Raw genomic sequence first — 20010 nt, 5'->3', positions numbered from 1 at the left:
GGTTCCGTTAAGTGAAAAGCGGCGATTGTAGCGCATCGACTCCGGCTCGATAGCCGCGTCCGTCATGTCGCTGCAATGCCTGTGAGGCAGGCTGAAAATGCGTCGCCATTGATCGAAAAACAGCCATCACTCTTTCGATATGCGCCGGTTGTCGGCACAATTCGCGTCCGTTTTTTTTCGGGGGGCTGAAAACCCTCCATCGGTCGACCTTGCCAGGGCTACGAGATGATCAAGACGCCGTACTACCTCATCGACAAGCAGAAGCTGCTGACCAACCTGGAGAAGATCGCCTACGTGCGCGAACACTCCGGGGCCAAGGCGCTGCTGGCGCTCAAGTGCTTTGCCACCTGGTCGGTGTTCGACCTGATGCAACAGTACATGGACGGCACCACGTCCTCGTCCCTCTATGAGCTCAAGCTCGGCCGGCAGAAATTCGCCGGCGAGACCCATGCCTACAGCGTGGGCTGGGCCGACGACGAGATCGAAGAGATGGTCGCCAACTGCGACAAGATCATCTTCAACTCGATCAGTCAGCTGGAGCGTTTCGAGGCAGCCACCGAAGGCACCATCCGCGGCCTGCGCGTCAATCCGCAGGTGAGCAGCTCCGACTACCTGCTGGCCGACCCGGCGCGGCCGTTCAGCCGCCTGGGTGAGTGGGACGCCGAGAAGATCGCCCCGGTGATGGGCAAGATCAGCGGCTTCATGTTCCACAACAACTGCGAGAACGGCAGCTTCGAGCTGTTCGACAACATGCTTACCACCATCGAGGAGCGCTTCGGCCATCTGCTCGCTCAGGTCGAGTGGGTCAGCCTCGGCGGCGGCATCCACTTCACCGGCGAGGGCTACCCGCTGGACGCCTTCTGCGCGCGTCTCAAGGCCTTCTCCGAGAAATACGGTGTACAGGTCTACCTGGAACCGGGCGAAGCCGCGATCACCATGAGCTCCTCGCTGGAAGTCACCGTGCTCGACACCCTGTACAACGGCAAGAACCTCGCGGTGGTCGACAGCTCGATCGAAGCGCACATGCTCGATCTGCTGATCTACCGCCTCAACGCCAAGATGGCGCCCTCGGACGGCGAGCACACCTGGATGGTGTGCGGTAAGTCGTGCCTGGCCGGCGACATCTTCGGTGAGTACCAATTCGATCGTCCGCTGGCCATCGGCGATCGGCTGTCGTTCATCGACGCGGCAGGCTACACCATGGTCAAGAAGAACTGGTTCAACGGCCTGAAAATGCCGGCCATCGTGGTGAAACAGCTCGACGGCAGCGTCGAGGTGGTTCGCGAATTCAGCTTTGACGATTACCTGTCCAGCCTCTCCTGAGGGCTGGCGTAATAAGGAGAGATAACGAATTGAAGAAGAATGTCCTGATCATTGGTGCAGGAGGTGTTGCCAAGGTGGTGGCCCATAAGTGCGCGCAACACAATGACGAGTTAGGTCGCATTGCAATTGCGTCGCGCAGCATCTCCAAATGCCAGGCCATCATCGACAGCGTGCAGGCCAAAGGCAGCCTGAAGCAGCCCGCGGACATCCGGGCCTACGCGCTGAATGCTCTGGACGTGGAAGCGACCAAGGCACTTATCCGCGAAACCGAATCGCAGATCGTCATCAACGTTGGCTCGTCGTTCCTCAACATGTCCGTGCTGCGCGCCTGCATCGACACCGGCGTCGCCTACCTGGACACCGCGATCCACGAAGACCCGAGCAAAATCTGCGAAACCCCGCCGTGGTACGGCAACTACGAGTGGAAGCACCTGGCCGAGTGCCAGGAGAAGGGCGTGACCGCCATCCTCGGCGTCGGCTTCGACCCGGGCGTGGTCAACTCCTATGCCGCCCTGGCGCAACAACAGTATTTCGACAAGATCGAGTCGATCGACATCCTCGACGTCAACGCCGGCTCGCACGGCAAGTACTTCGCCACCAATTTCGACCCGGAAATCAATTTCCGCGAATTCACCGGCACGGTTTGGAGCTGGCAGAACAGCCAGTGGATCCCCAACAGCATGTTCGAAGTCAAACGCACCGACGATCTGCCGGTGGTGGGCGAGCAGAACCTGTACCTGACCGGCCACGATGAAGTGCACTCGCTGTCCAAGCACCTGAACGTCCCTAACGTGCGTTTCTGGATGAGCTTCGGCGACCACTACATCAACGTGTTCACCGTGCTGAAGAACCTCGGCCTGCTCTCCGAGCAGCCGGTCACCACCGCCGAAGGCCAGCAGGTCGTGCCGCTGAAAGTGGTCAAGGCCGTGCTGCCGGACCCCGCCTCGCTGGCGCCGGGCTACAGCGGCAAGACCTGCATCGGCGACCTGGTCAAGGGCAGCAAGGATGGCCAGCCGCGCGAGCTGTTCATCTACAACGTGGCCGACCACGAAGAAGCCTTCACCGAGACCGACAGCCAGGGCATCTCCTACACCGCCGGCGTACCGCCGGTCGCTGCCGCCCTGCTGGTGGCGCGCGGCGAGTGGGATGCGCAGCGCATGGTCAACGTCGAGGAACTGCCTGCAGAGCCGTTCCTCAAGCTCCTCGATGTTATGGGCCTGCCCACCCGCATCAAGGACGAGCACGGCGACCGTCCCTGGGATCAGCCGCTCTGATCCGCTGAGCAAGGCCCGCCAAATGGCGGGCCTTGTGCATTCCGGGCTGCCCATTCTGGCTACCGGCTTTCCGCAGGGCGGCATTTCACGCGACAATGCCCGACCATGCATCCCGTGAAAGGCCCGTGTCCTTGAGCTGCATCCCCAATATTCCTTTTCCGCAGGTTCGCCCGTGATTGCCGAATTGCGTCGCCGCGCCTATCTGAGTGCCATGCAGGTGGCCAGCTGGCTGCCGCGTGTGGAGCTGCCGTTCGCCGCGCCTTCGCGTGCCGAGCTGCTGCAGCCGCTGCCGGAAGCAGAGCCCGAGGCGCCCGTCGCCCCATCGGTAGCGCCGGTTGCCGAGGCCAGACCGGCTATCGAGCCGCAACGCCCGACCGTTGAAGTGCCGCGCCCTTCGGCGGCGTCCAAGGTCTTCGCCAAGCCGGAGGCCGCGGCCGTGCCTGTGGAGGAGCCGGTCGAGGCCAAGCCAGCCGCATTGCCACCGCCACGCTTCGCCCTGCAACTGCTGCGTGCCGGCGACTGTGCGCTGCTGGTGGAACTGGCCACCGGCGAGCCGTTCCAGAGTCGCGACCCTTCTTATCTGCTGCTCAAGGATCTGCTGCGCGCCGCCGGCCTACCGGACGCGCCGCAACAGGTTGGCGACGGCTCGCCGATCCGTTGGCCATTGCTGTCGCGCGGTAACCTCGATCAGGGCCCGGACGCCGCCCGCGACTACGTGCAGGGTGTACTGGCCGGCCAGCTGGAGGCCGAGCCCTGTCGCTGTCTGTGGCTGGTTGGCCTGCCCGCCGTGCGTTTCGCCGGCGAGGCGGACGCCGAAGCCTACTGCCGTGAGTTGCAGGTCGAGGGGCTCGGCGCTGCCTGGGCCTTGCCGAGCCTGGAGTTGCTGATGGACGAACCCGAACGCAAGGCCGACGTCTGGCGCGCCATGCGCCGCATCATGCCGCGCTGGAAAGCTTCCGTATGAGTGGCGCCATCAGCTTCCGCCCGATGACCGAGGCGGACCTCGACCGCGTGGTGCAAATCGAAGCTGCTGCTTTCAGTCACCCCTGGAACCGCAACCTGTTCGCCGACGGCCTCAAGTCCTACGACTGCTGGCTGATGTTCGAGGGGCAGGAGCAGATCGGCCACGGCATCATCCAGATCATTCTCGACGAGGCGCACCTGCTCAACATCACCGTGCGCCCGCAGAGCCAGGGCCAGGGATTGGGGCTCAAGCTGCTCGAGCACCTGATGCGCCGGGCGATGGAGCTCAAGGCCGGCGAGTGCTTCCTCGAAGTGCGTGCCAGCAACCAAGGGGCCTATCGCCTGTACGAGCGCTACGGCTTCAACGAGATCGGCCGCCGCCGCGATTACTATCCGGCTCCCGGCGGACGCGAAGACGCCCTGGTGATGGCCTGCACCCTGATCGACTGAGAGCTGCTTGGCAAAAAAGTCCCTCTCTGACGTATCTGGCGGCCAGCATGGATAGACTTGTGCTCCTTTCATCAGGAGCACATGCCATGGAACAGGCAAGCAAGACCCCGCTTAGTGTTGACCTCGCCACCCTGCCTCTGCAGCTGATGGTGCCGGGGTTCGCCGAAGAATACGAACAGCACCGCCAGAGCAACGAGAGCTCTTCCGCTGCCTCATTCTTCAAACTGTTGGGCTATGGCGTGCTGATCGTCGGCGTGCTCACCCTGTTCTTCGGACCTGACACGGTGATGGTGAACCGTCTGAGCGGTCCTGACTTCTTCCAGTTCGTCCAGCTCTATCCCGGCCCGATCAGCACCGTGGGTTTCTTGATCGTCTCCGGTGCCTCATTGATGGATGCGCAAAAGCTGCAGCTGATGCCAGAGGCTTACCTGCTTGCGCACTACCCGCTGGAGCCCCAGGGGGAGCTGGGTGAGGGCTTGCAGCTACAGGTGGCCTACCTCGGCGATAGCCGCTTCCAGCTGAGTGCCGTGGCACAGGGCGAAGAGACGCTGACGGCGCAGCCATGACCCCGGTGTGAGCGCGCTTGTAAATCCATCGGGCGCTCCTTAAGGTGCGGCACGGGCCCGGAGGATGAGCCATGAGCGACCTGCAGCACCTGTTCGACAACAATGCGCGTTGGGCAGAGTCCATCACACAGAGTGATCCGGACTGCTTCGCCAAACTGGCCACGCAGCAGAGCCTTGAGTATTTGTGGACCGGCTGCTCGGATGTCCGGGTACCGGCCAGCGAGATAGTCGGGCTGCTGCCGGGCGACCTGTTCGTGCATCGCAACGTAGCCAATGTCAGCCACACCAGCATCGTGCAGAACGCCTGGCACCGTGGCCAGGATATCGCTGTGCGGGGCTGTATCTACGGGCGCAAGGACGGCCGCTGGAAGAGCTTCAACGGCTGGAGCAACTGCCTGCGCAGTACCGGCTGCGCCCGCTGGAGCAGCCCTGAATGAGCCGCTCCGTAGTGCTGGCCTGGGCCGGCCTGGTCATGGCCAGCCTCTGCTGGGCAGGCAACTCGCTGGTGGCGCGCGCTTTCACCGGAGAGATCCCGCCACTGTCGCTGGCCTTCTGGCGTTGGGCTACGGCCCTGGCAATTATCCTGCCGCTGGTTGGCCCCTCGCTCTGGCAGCATCGCCATACCTTACGCCGGGCCGGCTGGCGCTTATGGGTATTGGCTGCGCTGGCTATCGCTACCTACAACTGCTTGTTGTACACCGCCGCACTGAGCACAGCCGCGATCAATCTGAGCCTGGTCAGTACCTGTCTGCCGCTGGCGACCTTTATCGGCGCCGGACTGCTGCTCGGCGAGTGGCCGGCGCGCAATGTCTGGTTTGGCTTGCTGCTGGCGCTACTCGGCCTGCTCTGGCTGATTTCTCAGGGTGACTGGCAGGTGCTGGCCAACCTGTCCTTCGCTCCCGGCGACCTCCTGATGGTGCTGGCGACCCTGGACTGGGCGCTGTATTCGCTACTGTTGCGCCGCTGGCGTGCGCACTTTGAGCTTCCACCCTTCACTCTGCTGGGCGCTCTGGTACTGCTCGGCCTGCTGATGCTGGCACCGCTCTATGCTTGGGAGCTGTGGCGGGGTGTACGCTTCGAGCTGAGCCTGCCCAACCTCGCCGCTATCGGCTATACCGCGTTGTTCGCCTCGATACTGGCCTACCAGTTATGGAACCTAGGCCTACGCGAACTGGGCCCGGCACGCACGGCCATGAGCAACTACCTGATGCCTGTATTCACTGCCATCCTCGGCTGGGTACTGCTGGGCGAGAGCCTTCAGCCCTACCACTGGGCAGGCGGGGTGTTGATTTTTAGTGGCTTGCTGTTAGCCGGAAGAGGGGCGAGGAAGTAGGAGCAATGCCCCCCCAGAAACGACAAAGGTCAGCCGAAGCTAACCTTTTGGCTCTTTTTTGTAAGGGCTGGCAAGTGTTTGGCTGGGGCTTCTAGGCTACCTGGCTACTTAAAAATCCGATTGGGGTTCTGAGCTGGTTGTTGGCCATCGTAAGTGCCGCGAATTACTGAGCGGTATTCAATGCGCCGAACGATATAGCCCAGTCGCCAGTCGCGTACATGGAGGGTATAGAAGCCTCGGCTGGGGAGTTTCGCGAACTCCTCAGGCTTAACGCATATGTAGCTTGAGAAAGCCGGCTTGAGCAGGGGGCCTCCCATTCGGTTTTTACATCCTTTGCGTGCAGGGGGCATTTTTACGAGGGTTTTGATTCGACTCTCGTCAGTTCCAATCGCATAGGTCGCGATGGAGGGTAGGCCGCTCAAGGTTGCGGGAAGGATAATCACGTAGCAAAGCAGCGGAGCGCCCAGGTACTGGAGAAGTCTATTAGTGAGGGGTTTGCTGGTATCTCGATATGTCCGGCGCCATAAGAACCAGACAATGGGAATTGATGCGCAGAAAGTGAAGATCTTGCTGGTAAGAGACCAAGCGCCGGTAGGAATAAAGTCGGCCCAGTAGCCAATTGCTGCCAAGGCGGCGATCAACAGCAGAGTGTGTGCTTGTGCAGCAGGCCGCATCCAGCGTGGTCCATGATTCCGTCCGTTGTTCTCACAGTCTATTGGGAGCACTCAACATCGTCACTAGGGGGGAGTCCACCTCGCGCCGGATTACTTCGCGACCGCTCGCCTCTTGCTCCACTGTCCATGACTTCAGAACAGAGCTAGCTAGAAACCTGCGGATTCTCTATCTGAGGATTCCACGAAGCACCACAAAAACAACAGCTAGAAAAGCTACCGAAGAAGCAATAAGCCAACCTGTTGAAGCCATAGTTTGGAAGAACCCAGGCAGAAATGGCACTCGTCCAAGTTTGACCAGTGCTAGGCAAACCCAGGGCATAAAAATGACGTAGAAAAGCGGGATATAAACAACGCATTGGAGTATGACTGTCAGTGCACCAGCCCAGTCATTCCAGTGATGTGGTTGGCTCATTTTGATCCTCCTTGATCAGTTCATTTCCCATCATGTCCAGGGTATTCAATTGCGCTGATACCAGTCACTGTGTAGCTCTAGGCTGGTAGGTGTCTATCTTGCTTTCGCAGGGACAATTCAGGGACACCGGCTCAAACAAAAAAGGGCTAGCCGAAGCTAACCCTTTATTTTGTATGGTGGCTACACCGGGACTTGAACCTGGGACATCAGCATTATGAATGCTGCGCTCTAACCAACTGAGCTATGTAGCCGAGTGGCGCGCATTATTCTCTTGTCGGTCTCGGCTGTCAACCCTGTTTGTTAGATAAATTTATTCGTTATCAAGCGCTTAGCTTGTGTGCTGCGGATGCGAAAAGCCCCGCGGTGGCGGGGCTCTTTGGCTGTATCAGACGTTGAAGCGGAAGTGCATCACGTCGCCGTCCTTGACGATGTATTCCTTGCCTTCCAGGCGCCATTTGCCGGCTTCCTTGGCGCCGCCTTCGCCCTTGTATTGGATGAAGTCGTCATAGGCCACGACTTCGGCGCGGATGAAGCCTTTCTCGAAGTCGGTGTGGATCACTGCGGCAGCCTGGGGGGCGGTGGCACCGATACGCACGGTCCAGGCGCGGACTTCCTTCACCCCTGCGGTGAAGTAGGTCTGCAGGTTGAGCAGCTGGTAGCCGGCGCGGATCACGCGGTTCAGGCCTGGCTCTTCGAGGCCGAGGGATTCGAGGAACATGTCCTTCTCTTCGCCGTCGTCGAGTTCGGCGATTTCGGCCTCGATCTTGTTGCAAACCGGGACCACGATGGCACCTTCTTCCTCGGCGATGGCTTTGACCACGTCGAGGTGCGGATTGTTGTCGAAGCCATCTTCGGCGACGTTGGCGATGTACATCACCGGCTTGGTGGTCAGCAGGTGGAAGCCGCGAATGACCAGCTTCTCCTCGGGGCTCATGTTCTTCATCAGGCTGCGCGCCGGCTTGCCTTCGGTGAAGTGGGGGATGAGCTTCTCGAGGATGGCTTTCTGCGCCAGGGCGTCCTTGTCACCGCCCTTGGCGTTGCGGGTGACTTTCTGCAGTTGTTTCTCGCAGCTGTCGAGGTCGGCGAAGATCAGTTCGAGGTCGATGATCTCGATATCGCGCTTGGGGTCGACGCTGTTGGAGACGTGGATGACGTTCTCGTCTTCGAAGCAGCGCACCACGTGGGCGATGGCATCGGTCTCGCGGATGTTGGCGAGGAACTTGTTGCCCAGGCCTTCACCCTTGGAGGCGCCCGCCACCAGGCCGGCGATATCGACGAACTCCATGGTGGTGGGGATCACGCGCTCGGGTTTGACGATGGCGGCCAGGGCGTCCAGGCGGCTGTCGGGCATGGGCACGATGCCGCTGTTCGGCTCGATGGTGCAGAAGGGGAAGTTCTCCGCGGCGATGCCGGATTTGGTCAGGGCGTTGAACAGGGTGGACTTGCCGACGTTGGGCAGGCCGACGATGCCGCAGTTGAATCCCATGGTGTATCCCTCGCGGAGATGAAGTCGTGAAAAAGGGGTCAGGCTTTCTGGCTATGCAGCTTCTGCATCGCCTTGGTCCAGTCGCCTGCGAGCATCTCGGGCAGTACGTCGAGGGCGAAGTCGACGCTCTTGTCGAGCAGCTCCTGCTCGCTGCGCGGGGCGCGGCCAAGGACGAAGCCGGAAACCAGGCTCGAGTGTCCGGGGTGGCCGATGCCGAGACGCAGGCGGTGAAAACCGTTCTGATTGCCGAGCTGGGCGATGATGTCGCGCAGTCCGTTGTGGCCGCCGTGGCCGCCACCGAGTTTCAGCTTGGCGACGCCGGGAGGCATGTCGAGTTCGTCGTGGGCCACCAGGATGGCGTCCGGGCTGATTCGGAAGAAATTCGCCAGCGCCGCCACGGCCTGGCCGCTGCGGTTCATGTAGGTGGTGGGGATAAGCAGACGAACGTCGCGGCCCTGATGGCTGAATTTACCCACCAGGCCAAAATATTTTTTGTCGAGGCTCAGGCTGACGCGTTCACGGTCGGCCAGGCGCTCAACGAAAAGGGCCCCCGCGTTATGCCGGGTCTGGTCGTATTCGGGGCCAGGGTTACCCAGGCCAACGATCAGTTGTACGGCAGTCACGACAGGGGCCCTTTCAGCAGGCGCGCGAGTATTACTCGGCGGCGCCTTCACCTTCAGCAGCAGCGTCCTTCACGCGGGAAGCGTGAATGTTGGAAACGGCCAGGTCGTTGCCGTGGGCCAGGGCCACCAGCTCGACGCCTTTCGGCAGTTTCAGGTCGGACAGGTGCAGGGTCTGGCCAACTTCAACGGCAGCCATGTCGACTTCGATGAATTCCGGCAGGTCTTTCGGCAGGCAGGAAACTTCGACTTCCACGATGGTGTGGGACACTTCGCCGCCCTGCTGCTTGACGCCAACAGCGGTAGCTTCGTTGATGAAGTGCAGCGGCACGTGGGCGCTCAGCTTCTGGCCGGCAACGACGCGAACGAAGTCAGCGTGCATCACGTAGCCTTTGGCCGGGTGGCGTTGCAGGGCCTTGATCAGAACGGTTTCGGCGGCGCCGGCGACGTTCAGGCTCAGCACGTGGCTGAAGGCAGCTTCGTTTTCCAGCAGCTTGGCCAGTTCTTTGGCCAGCAGGCTGATGGATTGCGGGGCTTTCTCGCCACCGTAGATTACGGCAGGAACCATGGCGACGTTACGACGCAGGCGGCGGCTCGCACCTTTCCCCAGGTCGGAACGCACTTCGGCATTCAGGGCAAACTCAGTCATTGCATTTCTCCAAAATAACCAAACCGCCTTTACGCTTGCGACCAGCGTTGGGGCGGTTGGTAAAAATGCCCCGCATGTGGCGGGGCGTTAGTCGTCAGCGGCTGTTCGCCTTAGCGGAACATCGCGCTGATCGATTCTTCGTTGCTGATGCGGCGAACCGCTTCAGCGATAACCGGAGCCATGTCCAGCTGGCGAATACGCGTGCAGGCCTGGGCGGCAGCGGACAGCGGGATGGTGTTGGTCACCACCAGTGCGTCCAGCACGGAATTTTCCAGATTTTCGATGGCGCGGCCGGACAGCACCGGGTGGGTGGCGTAGGCGTAGACCTTCGAGGCGCCATGGTCCTTCAGGGCCTTGGCGGCGTGGCACAGGGTGCCTGCGGTATCGACCATGTCGTCGACCAGTACGCAGGTACGGCCTTCGACATCACCGATGATATGCATCACTTCGGAGTGGTTGGCCTTCTCACGACGCTTGTCGATGATCGCCAGGTCGACGCCCAGGCTCTTGGCCACGGCGCGTGCGCGGACCACGCCACCGATGTCCGGGGAGACGATCATCAGGTTCTCGAAGCGCTGATCCTGAATGTCGTCGGTCAGCACCGGGGAGCCGTAGATGTTATCTACCGGGATGTCGAAGAAGCCCTGGATCTGGTCGGCATGCAGGTCGACGGTGAGCACGCGGTCGATGCCGACCACGGTCAGCATGTCGGCTACTACCTTGGCGCTGATTGCCACACGGGCGGAGCGCGGGCGGCGATCCTGGCGGGCATAGCCGAAGTAGGGGATGACCGCCGTGATACGCGTTGCCGAGGAGCGGCGGAAGGCGTCAGCCATCACCACCAGTTCCATCAGGTTGTCGTTGGTCGGCGCGCAGGTCGGCTGGATGATGAAAACATCCTTGCCGCGCACGTTCTCGTTGATCTCGGCGCTGATTTCGCCGTCGGAGAACTTGCCTACGGAAGCATCGCCCAGAGGGATGTGCAGCTGACGCACAATGCGTCGGGCCAGATCGGGGTTGGAGTTCCCCGTGAAGACCATCATCTTGGACACGCGCAGTACCTGCCTGGGAGTGGTTCCGATGAACAAAAAGCTGTTCAAAAAGCCATGCTCTTTGAACAGCTTCCGAATGTATGGCAGGGGCGGCTGGATTCGAACCAACGCATGGCAGGATCAAAACCTGCTGCCTTACCGCTTGGCGACGCCCCTGTAACCTGGTGTCCCGCATTCACTTCCGAGTTGCCGTTTCGAGCCTGCGGTGCAAAGGAGACCTGTTGCAGCCGCGAGCGACGAAGCTCGGCAGGGTGGCCGGAAGTTGGCGCGAGACTTTATCAGCATCGGCCTGGTTTGGGAAGCTCCCAAACACGCAAGCTCCGGTTCCGGTCATCTTTGCTTGAACAAATTTGTTAAGCGTTATCAAAGCGTTACGCACTTCTGGGTAGCGCTTCTCGACAACCGGTTGGCAGTCGTTATGACCGCCCCCCTCGGGAAGGCTGCGAACTGTAATGGCGGGGGTATCACGTGTCAACTCGGGGTCGGCAAAAACTTCTGCCGTGCTGATGCTGACTTGCGGCACGGCGACCAGGTACCAGGGCTCTTCCAGGTCGACCGGCTGCAGCTGCTCGCCGACACCTTCGGCAAAGGCCGCGCGGCCGCGCACGAACACCGGTACATCGGCGCCCAGGCTCAATCCCTGTTGCGCCAGGCGCTCTTCCCCGAGCCCGGTTTGCCAGAGATGGTCGAGGCCGAGCAGGGTGGTTGCCGCATCCGAGCTGCCGCCACCGATGCCGCCGCCCATGGGCAAGCGCTTGTCCAGCCAGATATCGGCACCCAGCTGGCAACCGCTCTCGGCCTGCAGCTTTCTGGCGGCACGCACGATCAGGTTGCTGTCATGCGGTACGCCGGCGATCTCGGTGTGCAGGCGGATCTCGCCATCCTGGCGCAGAGCGAAACCCAGCTCGTCACCGTGTTCAAGGAACTGGAACAGGGTCTGCAACTGGTGATAGCCATCGGCGCGGCGGCCGAGAATATGCAGCATCAGGTTGAGCTTGGCTGGGGCGGGCAGGATCAGTTCGGCGTGATCGGGGATGGCCTTGGTCATCATGTGTGCTGTTTGCTTGTTCCAGGAGCGAGCCCGCTCGCGACGTTTTGGCGCTGCTGGGTGCGCGCGCAAGGCGCGCTCCTGCAGTGCTGCTGTGCTTAGTGGCCGAGTTGGCGCGGTTGCCAGTCCTTGATCACCAGGGTGATGTCGAGGTTGCTACCGTGCAGCTTGATGCGCTCGGGCAGGTCGTAGCCGTTCTGCTCGGTATAACTGAGGTACTCCAGCTGCCAGCCATCCTGCTCCAGGCGCGCCAGGTGGCTGCTGGCATCCAGGGTGACGCGGCTCTTGCTGCCGGGGGCGGGCAGGCCACGCACCCACCACAGCAGGTGCGAGATCGGCAGGCGCCAGCCGAGCTGCTCTTCCAGCAACGCCTCCGGCGATTCGGCTTGATAGCGCCCCTGGTTGGCGACTTCCAGCAGCACGTTGCCTTCGCGCCCGGTCAGGCGGGCGGCACCGCGCCCCAGTGGGCCGGACAGGCGGATGTCGTAGTAATCCTGGCGCTGCAGCCAGAACAGGGTGCCGCTGCCGGAGTCCTTCGGCGCGCGGATGCCGACCTTGCCATTGATCTGCCAGCCGTCCAGGGCTGCGACCTGCGCCTTGTGCGCTTGCCAGAGCTTGGCGTCGCCCTGGCCTTCGACGGCTTCGCGGCTGGTGAGGCCGGCGCAGCCGGCAAGCAGGGTGATCAGGCTGAAAACGAGGGCGTGGCGAAACATAGGGTCAGAGCTTCTCGGAACCGGTCAGACGCGTGATGGTGCTGCGCAGGATGGAGCTGTCGGGTTGGTCTTTCAGTGCCGCGGCCCAGACTTTGCGGGCTTCGCGCTGCTTGCCCTGCGCCCACAGCACTTCGCCCAGGTGGGCAGCGACTTCGTGGTCGGGGTACTTGGCCAAGGCGGCGCGCAGGTAGCGTTCGGCGTCGTCCAGGTTGCCCAGGCGATAGTTGACCCAGCCCATGCTGTCGAGGGTAGCTGGGTCTTCCGGGTTGAGCTGGTGGGCGCGCTCGATCAATCCCTTGGCTTCGTCGTAGCGGGTGGTGCGGTCGGCCAGGGTATAACCGAGGGCGTTGAGGGCCGTGGCGTTGTCCGGCTCGCGCTTGATGATGTTGCGCAGGTCGCGCTCCAGGCCTGCGAGGTCGCCTCGTTTCTCGGCCAGCATGGCGCGGGTATAGAGCAGGTTGGTGTCGCCGGGGAACTGTTGCAGCCCCTGGTCGATCACCTGCCAGGACTCGTCGAGGCGCTGGCGGTTGGCCAGGGCTTCGGATTCGATCAGGTACAGCTGGATGGCGTAATCCGGCTGGCTGTCACGGGCGCGGGCCAGGCGGTTGCTGGCCTCGGCAGCGCGCTCGCTGTCGAAGAGGATTTCGGTCTGGCGCACCTGTGCTGGCAGGAAGTCGTCGCCGGGGCCGACCAGGCCATACTCGATCAGCGCGCTTTCGCGGTCCTCGCGCTGTTCGTAGAGGCGGCCGAGGTTGAAGTGGGCGGCGTCGGTATGAGCGTTGCGCGCCACCAGCTCTTCCAGATGCACTGCGGCTTCGTCCCAGGCCTGGGCTTCCAGGCAGACCAGGGCCAGGGAGTAGCGCAGGTCATCGTCATCGGGGAACTGCTGGACCAGGCCGGAAAACTCGCGTTTGGCATCGTCCAGGCGGCGCAATTCGACCAGTTGGCGCGCGTAGGCCAGGCGCAGGCGCTTGTCGTCGGGGAAGCGCTCGATGCCTTTCTCCAGCAGTGGCAGGGCGTCCTCGCCACGGTTCAGGCCCTGCAGCAGGCGGGCGCGCAGCAGCAACGGCGGAATCTGCTCTTCGCTGGCCTGGTGGGCTTCGAGCAGTGCCAGGGCTTCCTCGGGGCGGCCGTCCTGGTGCAGCAGCAGGGCTTTGCCGAACAGCAGCTGGCCATTCTCCGGGTACTTCTGCAGCAGGCGGTCGAAACTCTGTAGCAGGCCGGCGCGGGTGTCCGGGTCTGTCTCGGCGGCGGACAGGGCGAGGAAATCGAAGTGGGTGTCGCCCTGGCCTTGCAGGACCTTCTCCATGTGCGCCATGGATTCGTCGTAACGACCGGCGCGGGCCAGCTGGATGGCGGCGGCGCGCTGGGCGTCGAGGTTGTCCGGCGCGTTGTCCGACCAGATCAGCGAGGTGTCCAGGGCGGCCTGCTCGGCCCCCAGGTATTCGGCGATGCGGAAGGCCCGCTCGGCCACGCCGGCGTCCTGGGTGGCATTGGCCTGTTGCACATAGTTGCCGAGGGCAATATCGAAGCGGTCGCGCTGCCCGGCCAGTTCGGCGGTGAGCAGCGCATACAGCGTCTCCTCACTAAAGGAAGCGTATTGCTTGGCTGCGGGCTTAGTGCTGCTGGCGGCCGTATCTTCGACCGGAGGGGTGCCGTCCGGGGTGGAGGACAGGCTCTGGCAGCCGGCGAGCAGAAGGGAGGCGGTGAGCAGCGCGAGGGTTCTGGTCATGGGGAAAAGTGCGTTCCGTGGCGTGTTTGCATCATGACACAGAGCCTGGGGCAAACCCAACGCGCTGGCCTGGTTTCTGGGGGGCTTTGCCTATTGGGTCAATTTGTCGCAACAGTTGTTCTCCCTGGGGGGACGTAGGACAATCGCCCGCTATCCCGAATTCCCTTAGCGACTCTGCATGGCTTTCCTCGCCCTCGGCATCAACCACAAGACCGCCTCGGTGGACGTCCGCGAGCGCGTGGCGTTTACGCCCGAGCAGCTGGTCGAGGCCCTGCAGCAGCTGTGCCGGCTCACGCCGAGCCGCGAGGCGGCGATTCTCTCCACCTGCAACCGCAGCGAGCTGTACCTGGAGCAGGACCTGCTGAGCGCCGACGAGGTGCTGCGCTGGCTGGCCGACTACCACCGTCTGAATATCGAAGACCTGCGTGCCTGTGCCTATGTGCATCAGGACAACGATGCCGTGCGGCACATGATGCGCGTGGCCTCCGGGCTCGACTCCATGGTGCTCGGCGAGCCGCAGATCCTCGGTCAGATGAAGTCCGCCTACGCCGTGGCGCGCGAGGCCGGTACCGTCGGGCCGCTGCTCGGCCGGCTGTTCCAGGCCACCTTCAGCACCGCCAAGAGCGTGCGTACCGACACTGCTATCGGCGAGAACCCGGTGTCCGTGGCTTTTGCTGCGGTCAGCCTGGCCAAGCAAATTTTCGCCGACCTGCATCGCAGCCAGGCGCTGTTGATCGGTGCGGGCGAGACCATCAGCCTGGTCGCCCGCCATCTGCACGACCAGGGCGTCAAGCGCATCGTCGTCGCCAACCGCACGCTGGAGCGTGCCAGCCAGCTGGCCGAGCAGTTCGGCGCCCACGCCGTGCTGCTGTCGGACATTCCCCAGGAGCTGGCGCACAGCGATATCGTCATCAGCTCGACCGCCAGTCAGTTGCCGATTCTCGGCAAGGGTGCGGTCGAGCGCGCGCTCAAGCAGCGCAAGCACAAGCCCATGTTCATGGTCGATATTGCCGTGCCACGCGATATCGAACCCGAAGTGAGCAATCTGGACGACGTCTACCTCTATACCGTGGACGACCTGCACGAAGTCATCGAGGAAAACCTCAAGAGCCGCCAGGATGCCGCCCAGGCTGCCGAGGCCCTGGTGGCCAGTGGCGCCGAGGACTTCATGCAACGCCTGCGCGAGCTGGCTGCGGTGGACGTGCTCAAGGCCTACCGCCAGCAGGCCGAACGCCTGCGCGACGAGGAGCTGGCCCGCGCCCAGCGCCTGCTGGCCAATGGCGTCGGTGTCGAGGATGTGCTGGCGCAGCTGGCTCGCGGCCTGACCAACAAGCTGCTGCACGCACCCAGCGTGCAACTGAAGAAAATATCCGCCGACGGTCGCTATGAAGCGCTGGCCGTGGCCCAGGAACTCTTTGCCCTCGACGAGGGCCCGAGCAAGTCATGAAACCCAGCCTGCTGAAGAAACTCGACATCCTCCAAGACCGCTTCGAGGAGCTCACCGCGTTGCTCGGCGATGCCGAAGTGATCAGCGAGCAAACCAAGTTCCGCGCTTACTCCAAGGAGTACGCCGAGGTGGAGCCGGTGGTGCAGGGCTATCGCGAACTGTGCAAGGTGCAGAGCGACCTGGAGGGTGCCCAGGCGCTGCTCAAGGACAGTGACCCGGACCTGCGCGAGATGGCCGAGGAAGAAGTCGCCAGCGCCAAGCAGCGCTTGCTCGAACTGGAAGACAACCTGCAGCGCATGCTGCTGCCCAAGGACCCCAACGACGGGCGCAACGTCTACCTGGAGATCCGCGCCGGCACCGGCGGCGACGAGGCGGCGATCTTCTCCGGCGACCTGTTCCGCATGTATTCGCGTTATGCCGAGCGCCAGGGCTGGCGGGTCGAGATTCTTTCCGCCAACGAAGGCGAGCACGGCGGCTATAAAGAGGTGATCTCGCGCGTCGAGGGCGACAACGTCTACGCCAAGCTCAAGTTCGAGTCAGGCGCCCACCGCGTGCAGCGCGTGCCGGAGACCGAGTCGCAGGGCCGCATCCACACCTCGGCTTGCACCGTGGCAGTGCTGCCCGAGCCGGACGAACAGGCGGCGATCGACATCAACCCGGCCGACCTGCGCGTGGACACCTACCGCAGCTCCGGCGCCGGCGGCCAGCACGTCAACACCACCGATTCGGCGATCCGCATCACCCACATTCCCACTGGTACCGTGGTCGAGTGTCAGGAAGAGCGTTCGCAGCACAAGAACCGCGCCAAGGCCATGGCCTGGCTGGCGGCCAAGCTCAAGGACCAGCAGGACGCCGCCGCGCACAAGGAAATCTCCGATACGCGCAAGCTGCTGGTCGGCTCCGGTGACCGCTCCGAGCGCATCCGCACCTACAACTTCCCCCAGGGCCGGGTGACCGATCACCGCATCAATCTGACACTGTATTCGCTGAGCGAAGTGATCAGCGGCGCGGTGGAACAGGTGATCGAGCCCCTGCTGCAGGAATACCAGGCCGACCAGTTGGCGGCGCTGGGCGATTGATCTCATCCCTCTCCCATCGGGAGAGGGGCCGGGGGAGAGGGAGATTCAGGCCACATCGAGGTGCCTATGTCTCCCTCACCCCAGCCCTCTCCCAGGGGGAGAGGGAGTCACAGGCATAGGACCTTGTGCATGGCCACCATCCAATCCCTGCTCGACAGCGCCGATCTGCCCGACTCGCCGACGGCGCAGCTGGATGCCGAGCTGCTGCTGGCCCACGCCCTGGGCAAGTCGCGCAGCTACCTGCGCACCTGGCCTGAACGTGAGCCCGATGCCACGCAGCAGGCGGCCTTCACCGCCATGCTCGCACGCCGGCGCAGTGGTGAGCCGGTGGCCTATATCCTCGGCCATCAGGGCTTCTGGAGCCTGGAGCTGGAGGTGGCGCCGCATACCCTGATTCCCCGACCCGATACCGAGCTGCTGGTGGAGACTGCCCTGCAGCTGGCTCCGGCCACACCACTTCAGGTGCTCGACCTGGGTACCGGTAGCGGCGCCATCGCCCTGGCCCTGGCCAGCGAGCGCGGCGGCTGGAAGGTGACCGGGGTGGATCGCATCGCCGAGGCTGTGGAGTTGGCCGAGCGCAATCGCCAGCGCCTGGGCCTGAGCAACGCCGACTTTCGCCTGAGCAGCTGGTTTGCCAGCCTGGCTGGCGAGCGTTTTGGCCTGATTGTCAGTAACCCGCCCTATATTGCCGCCAGCGATCGCCATCTGGGCGAGGGCGACGTGCGTTTTGAGCCGCAGAGCGCGCTGGTGGCCGGCGCCGACGGTTTGGACGATATCCGCCAGATCGTCAGCCAGGCGCCGCAGCATCTGCAGCCCGGTGGTTGGCTGCTGCTGGAGCATGGGTATGATCAGGCCGAGGCCGTGCGCGAGCTATTGCGCGCGGCTGGCTTTCACATGACCGAGAGCCGTCGCGACCTGGGCGGCCATGAACGTATTTCCCTGGGGCAATGGCCGGCATGACGATGGACTTGAACGACGACGAACTGCTGCGCTACAGCCGGCAAATTCTCTTGCCGCAGATCGATGTGGCGGGGCAACTGAAGCTCAAGAACAGCCGCGTGCTGATCGTCGGGCTCGGCGGGCTGGGCTCGCCGGTGGCGCTGTACCTGGCCGCTGCCGGTGTTGGCGAACTGCACCTGGCGGACTTCGACAGCGTCGACCTGACCAATCTGCAGCGCCAGATCATCCATGACAGCACGCAGGTCGGTGTGAGCAAGGTCGATTCGGCCAGCGCCCGGTTAAGCGCGATCAACCCGCAGGTCAGGCTGGTGCCGCACCGTGCCGCGCTGGACGAGGACTCCCTGGCCGCCGCCGTTGGCGGCGTTGACCTGGTGCTGGACTGCAGCGACAACTTCGGCACCCGCGAGGCCGTCAACGCCGCCTGCGTGGTCGCCGGCAAACCGCTGGTGTCCGGTGCGGCGATCCGCCTGGAGGGCCAGCTCGCCGTGTTCGACCCGCGCAACGCCGCCAGTCCCTGCTACCACTGCCTGTACGGCCACGGCAGCGAGGCCGAACTGACCTGCAGCGAGGCCGGTGTGGTCGGCCCGCTGGTGGGGCTGGTCGGCAGTCTGCAGGCGCTGGAGGCCCTCAAGCTGCTGGCCGGCTTCGGCGAGCCGCTGGTCGGTCGCCTGCTGCTGATCGACGCACTCGGCTCGCGTTTTCGCGAACTGCGGGTCAAGCGCGACCCGGGTTGCAGCGTGTGCGGAGGGCGGCCATGAGCGAAGCGCCAGTCGGCGTGTTCGACTCCGGGGTCGGCGGCCTCTCGGTGCTGCGCGAGATTCGCGCACGCCTGCCGCACGAGCCCTTGCTCTACGTCGCCGACAGCGGCCACGTGCCCTACGGCGAGAAGACGCCCGAGTTCATCCGTGAGCGCAGCCAGAAGATCGCCGAATTCCTTTTCGAACAAGGCGCCAAGGCCCTGGTGCTCGCCTGCAATACCGCGACCGCAGCGGCGGTGGCCGACTTGCGCGAGCGCTACCCGCAGGTGCCGATCGTCGGTATGGAGCCCGCGGTGAAACCGGCCGCCGCCGCTACCCGCAGCGGCGTGGTCGGCGTGCTGGCCACCACCGGCACCTTGAAGAGCGCCAAGTTCGCCGCCTTGCTCGACCGTTTCGCCAACGATGTACGTGTGGTCACCCAGCCTTGCCCCGGGCTGGTCGAACAGATCGAGGCCGGCGAGCTGGCGACCCCACGCACCCGCGACCTGCTGCGTGGCTGGGTCGAGCCATTGCTGGCCGAGGGCTGCGATACGCTGATTCTCGGTTGTACCCATTACCCCTTCATCAGGCCGCTGCTGCGCGAGCTGGTGCCGGAGTCGGTCAGCCTGGTCGACACCGGCGCGGCGGTCGCGCGACATCTGCAATCGCTGCTCGATCAGCATGGCCTGCGGGCGCAAGGCCCTGCAGGCTCGCCGCGCTTCTGGTCCAGTGCCGACCCCGTCCAGCTGCAGCGGGTGCTGCCCCTGTTGTGGGGTGAGGCGTTGCCGGCGGAGGCATTGCCGGGAAAATCTGCTTAATTACTTAAGTAGGGTTCAAAACCCGACAATGCTTCATTTAACTTATTTGTATGACCGTCGCGTCGCCTTGCTTCGCCCTCGACTACAGGAAGTTTGCATGAAGAGAATTATCCATCTGGCTGCCGCTGCAGCCCTTGCTCTGGGGAGTTTTTCCGCACAGGCCGTCGACCTCACCGCGGCCATTGGCCAGAGCGGTGACTCGACCATGGTCTATCGTCTCGGCGCTCAGTGGGACTGGGACAGCAGCTGGTGGCAGAGCGACGTGGGTCGCCTGACCGGTTACTGGGATGCCGGTTACACCTACTGGGATGGCGACGAAACCGCCAGCAACCACAGCCTCTCCTTCAGCCCGGTGTTCGTCTACGAATTTGCCGGTGACAGCGTCCAGCCCTACATCGAGGCCGGTATCGGCGTGGCGCTGTTCTCCAGCACCGAGATGGAAGGCAACGACCTGGCGTCGTCCTTCCAGTTCGAGGATCGCATCGGCGCCGGCCTGCGCTTCTCCGGCCAGGAGATCGGCATTCGCGCACTGCATTACTCCAATGCCGGGCTCAAGCAGCCCAACGATGGCGTCGAGGCCTACACCCTGCATTACCGCACCCGCTTCTGAGCGGGCTGCAGGCAAAAGAAACCGGGTGGGTGCCCGGTTTTTTTACGCCCAGCTCATCGGGGCA

The 20010-nt window shown here is 63.3% G+C and carries 20 protein-coding genes, 2 tRNA genes and 1 pseudogene; 13 read left to right on the top strand and 10 right to left on the bottom strand.

The window, feature by feature from the left end:
* Positions 1-225 precede the first annotated feature (225 nt).
* The 7 genes and pseudogenes from AYB31_RS16705 to AYB31_RS16675 all read left to right on the top strand — a co-directional run bounded on the left by AYB31_RS16705 (position 226) and on the right by AYB31_RS16675 (position 5909).
* Positions 226-1323, top strand: a complete 1098-nt coding sequence (locus AYB31_RS16705) for a carboxynorspermidine decarboxylase (protein ID WP_068829839.1) — start codon at positions 226-228, stop codon at positions 1321-1323.
* Positions 1324-1352: 29 nt separating this feature from the next.
* Positions 1353-2597, top strand: coding sequence for a saccharopine dehydrogenase family protein (locus AYB31_RS16700; RefSeq protein WP_068829838.1), 1245 nt, complete (start codon positions 1353-1355; stop codon positions 2595-2597).
* Positions 2598-2769: 172 nt separating this feature from the next.
* Positions 2770-3561 carry an energy transducer TonB gene (locus AYB31_RS16695; protein WP_068829837.1) on the top strand — a complete coding sequence of 264 codons (792 nt, stop codon included), beginning with the start codon at positions 2770-2772 and terminating at the stop codon, positions 3559-3561.
* On the top strand, positions 3558-4010 hold the full coding sequence (gene rimI / locus AYB31_RS16690; RefSeq protein WP_068829836.1) for a ribosomal protein S18-alanine N-acetyltransferase: 453 nt from the start codon (positions 3558-3560) through the stop codon (positions 4008-4010). Before AYB31_RS16695 ends, rimI begins: the two co-directional genes overlap by 4 nt.
* A gap of 86 nt (positions 4011-4096) precedes the next feature.
* Positions 4097-4576, top strand: a complete 480-nt coding sequence (locus tag AYB31_RS16685) for a hypothetical protein (RefSeq protein ID WP_068829835.1) — start codon at positions 4097-4099, stop codon at positions 4574-4576.
* A 71-nt stretch (positions 4577-4647) separates the two neighbouring features.
* Positions 4648-5009 (top strand): annotated as a pseudogene (locus AYB31_RS16680) (carbonic anhydrase).
* Complete coding sequence (locus tag AYB31_RS16675) at positions 5010-5909, top strand: DMT family transporter (protein WP_068829834.1); 900 nt, start codon at positions 5010-5012, stop codon at positions 5907-5909. It abuts the pseudogene before it with no gap.
* Positions 5910-6749: 840 nt separating this feature from the next.
* Here AYB31_RS16675 and AYB31_RS21190 read toward each other — a convergent pair.
* The 10 genes from AYB31_RS21190 to AYB31_RS16630 all read right to left on the bottom strand — a co-directional run bounded on the left by AYB31_RS21190 (position 6750) and on the right by AYB31_RS16630 (position 14295).
* Positions 6750-6995 (bottom strand): hypothetical protein, encoded by a 246-nt coding sequence (locus AYB31_RS21190; RefSeq protein WP_082805331.1) that lies wholly within the window; start codon positions 6993-6995, stop codon positions 6750-6752.
* 174 nt (positions 6996-7169) lie between these two features.
* Positions 7170-7246 (bottom strand) — tRNA-Met (locus tag AYB31_RS16670).
* Positions 7247-7380: 134 nt separating this feature from the next.
* The gene (gene ychF, locus AYB31_RS16665; protein WP_068829833.1) at positions 7381-8481 is read right to left on the bottom strand and encodes a redox-regulated ATPase YchF; all 1101 of its coding nucleotides are present in this window, start codon (positions 8479-8481) and stop codon (positions 7381-7383) included.
* 38 nt (positions 8482-8519) lie between these two features.
* Positions 8520-9104 (bottom strand): aminoacyl-tRNA hydrolase, encoded by a 585-nt coding sequence (gene pth / locus AYB31_RS16660; protein ID WP_068829832.1) that lies wholly within the window; start codon positions 9102-9104, stop codon positions 8520-8522.
* Positions 9105-9135: 31 nt separating this feature from the next.
* Positions 9136-9750: a 50S ribosomal protein L25/general stress protein Ctc gene (locus tag AYB31_RS16655; RefSeq protein ID WP_068829831.1), complete on the bottom strand. Its 615-nt coding sequence runs from the start codon at positions 9748-9750 to the stop codon at positions 9136-9138.
* A 110-nt stretch (positions 9751-9860) separates the two neighbouring features.
* Positions 9861-10802: a ribose-phosphate pyrophosphokinase gene (locus AYB31_RS16650; protein WP_068829846.1), complete on the bottom strand. Its 942-nt coding sequence runs from the start codon at positions 10800-10802 to the stop codon at positions 9861-9863.
* A gap of 81 nt (positions 10803-10883) precedes the next feature.
* A tRNA-Gln gene (locus tag AYB31_RS16645) sits at positions 10884-10958 on the bottom strand.
* 19 nt (positions 10959-10977) lie between these two features.
* Positions 10978-11853, bottom strand: a complete 876-nt coding sequence (gene ispE / locus AYB31_RS16640) for a 4-(cytidine 5'-diphospho)-2-C-methyl-D-erythritol kinase (protein ID WP_068829830.1) — start codon at positions 11851-11853, stop codon at positions 10978-10980.
* Positions 11854-11948: 95 nt separating this feature from the next.
* Entirely contained in the window at positions 11949-12563 is a 615-nt protein-coding gene (gene lolB / locus AYB31_RS16635) for a lipoprotein insertase outer membrane protein LolB (protein WP_068829829.1), read from the bottom strand.
* A 4-nt stretch (positions 12564-12567) separates the two neighbouring features.
* Positions 12568-14295: a tetratricopeptide repeat protein gene (locus AYB31_RS16630; RefSeq protein ID WP_068829828.1), complete on the bottom strand. Its 1728-nt coding sequence runs from the start codon at positions 14293-14295 to the stop codon at positions 12568-12570.
* A 178-nt stretch (positions 14296-14473) separates the two neighbouring features.
* Here AYB31_RS16630 and hemA point away from each other — a divergent pair, with 178 nt between their 5' ends.
* The 6 genes from hemA to AYB31_RS16600 all read left to right on the top strand — a co-directional run bounded on the left by hemA (position 14474) and on the right by AYB31_RS16600 (position 19946).
* Complete coding sequence (gene hemA / locus AYB31_RS16625) at positions 14474-15742, top strand: glutamyl-tRNA reductase (RefSeq protein WP_068829827.1); 1269 nt, start codon at positions 14474-14476, stop codon at positions 15740-15742.
* Positions 15739-16821, top strand: a complete 1083-nt coding sequence (gene prfA / locus AYB31_RS16620; protein ID WP_068829826.1) for a peptide chain release factor 1 — start codon at positions 15739-15741, stop codon at positions 16819-16821. Before hemA ends, prfA begins: the two co-directional genes overlap by 4 nt.
* A 129-nt stretch (positions 16822-16950) precedes the next feature.
* Entirely contained in the window at positions 16951-17781 is an 831-nt protein-coding gene (gene prmC, locus AYB31_RS16615) for a peptide chain release factor N(5)-glutamine methyltransferase (RefSeq protein WP_068829825.1), read from the top strand.
* A 2-nt stretch (positions 17782-17783) separates the two neighbouring features.
* Complete coding sequence (locus AYB31_RS16610; RefSeq protein ID WP_068829845.1) at positions 17784-18539, top strand: molybdopterin-synthase adenylyltransferase MoeB; 756 nt, start codon at positions 17784-17786, stop codon at positions 18537-18539.
* Positions 18536-19336, top strand: coding sequence for a glutamate racemase (gene murI, locus AYB31_RS16605; protein WP_068829824.1), 801 nt, complete (start codon positions 18536-18538; stop codon positions 19334-19336). The genes AYB31_RS16610 and murI overlap by 4 nt, the downstream gene beginning before the upstream one ends.
* 97 nt (positions 19337-19433) lie before the next feature.
* Positions 19434-19946 (top strand): acyloxyacyl hydrolase, encoded by a 513-nt coding sequence (locus tag AYB31_RS16600; protein ID WP_068829823.1) that lies wholly within the window; start codon positions 19434-19436, stop codon positions 19944-19946.
* The last annotated feature ends 64 nt before the right edge of the window (positions 19947-20010 follow it).

Origin of the sequence: Pseudomonas sp. BMS12, assembly GCF_001592875.1 — a bacterium.
Lineage (GTDB): Bacteria > Pseudomonadota > Gammaproteobacteria > Pseudomonadales > Pseudomonadaceae > Aquipseudomonas.
Note: the sequence above shows the minus strand (reverse complement) of the source record. Positions and strands in the feature narration are given on the sequence as shown.

Coding starts and splice junctions, on each gene's coding strand:
- AYB31_RS16705 (WP_068829839.1), top strand. CDS start 226: ATGATCAAGACGCCGTACTACCTCATCGACAAGCAGAAGCTGCTGACC.
- rimI (WP_068829836.1), top strand. CDS start 3,558: ATGAGTGGCGCCATCAGCTTCCGCCCGATGACCGAGGCGGACCTCGAC.
- AYB31_RS16685 (WP_068829835.1), top strand. CDS start 4,097: ATGGAACAGGCAAGCAAGACCCCGCTTAGTGTTGACCTCGCCACCCTG.
- AYB31_RS16675 (WP_068829834.1), top strand. CDS start 5,010: ATGAGCCGCTCCGTAGTGCTGGCCTGGGCCGGCCTGGTCATGGCCAGC.
- AYB31_RS21190 (WP_082805331.1), bottom strand. CDS start 6,995: ATGAGCCAACCACATCACTGGAATGACTGGGCTGGTGCACTGACAGTC.
- ychF (WP_068829833.1), bottom strand. CDS start 8,481: ATGGGATTCAACTGCGGCATCGTCGGCCTGCCCAACGTCGGCAAGTCC.
- AYB31_RS16655 (WP_068829831.1), bottom strand. CDS start 9,750: ATGACTGAGTTTGCCCTGAATGCCGAAGTGCGTTCCGACCTGGGGAAA.
- ispE (WP_068829830.1), bottom strand. CDS start 11,853: ATGATGACCAAGGCCATCCCCGATCACGCCGAACTGATCCTGCCCGCC.
- lolB (WP_068829829.1), bottom strand. CDS start 12,563: ATGTTTCGCCACGCCCTCGTTTTCAGCCTGATCACCCTGCTTGCCGGC.
- AYB31_RS16630 (WP_068829828.1), bottom strand. CDS start 14,295: ATGACCAGAACCCTCGCGCTGCTCACCGCCTCCCTTCTGCTCGCCGGC.
- hemA (WP_068829827.1), top strand. CDS start 14,474: ATGGCTTTCCTCGCCCTCGGCATCAACCACAAGACCGCCTCGGTGGAC.
- prfA (WP_068829826.1), top strand. CDS start 15,739: ATGAAACCCAGCCTGCTGAAGAAACTCGACATCCTCCAAGACCGCTTC.
- prmC (WP_068829825.1), top strand. CDS start 16,951: ATGGCCACCATCCAATCCCTGCTCGACAGCGCCGATCTGCCCGACTCG.
- AYB31_RS16610 (WP_068829845.1), top strand. CDS start 17,784: ATGGACTTGAACGACGACGAACTGCTGCGCTACAGCCGGCAAATTCTC.
- murI (WP_068829824.1), top strand. CDS start 18,536: ATGAGCGAAGCGCCAGTCGGCGTGTTCGACTCCGGGGTCGGCGGCCTC.
- AYB31_RS16600 (WP_068829823.1), top strand. CDS start 19,434: ATGAAGAGAATTATCCATCTGGCTGCCGCTGCAGCCCTTGCTCTGGGG.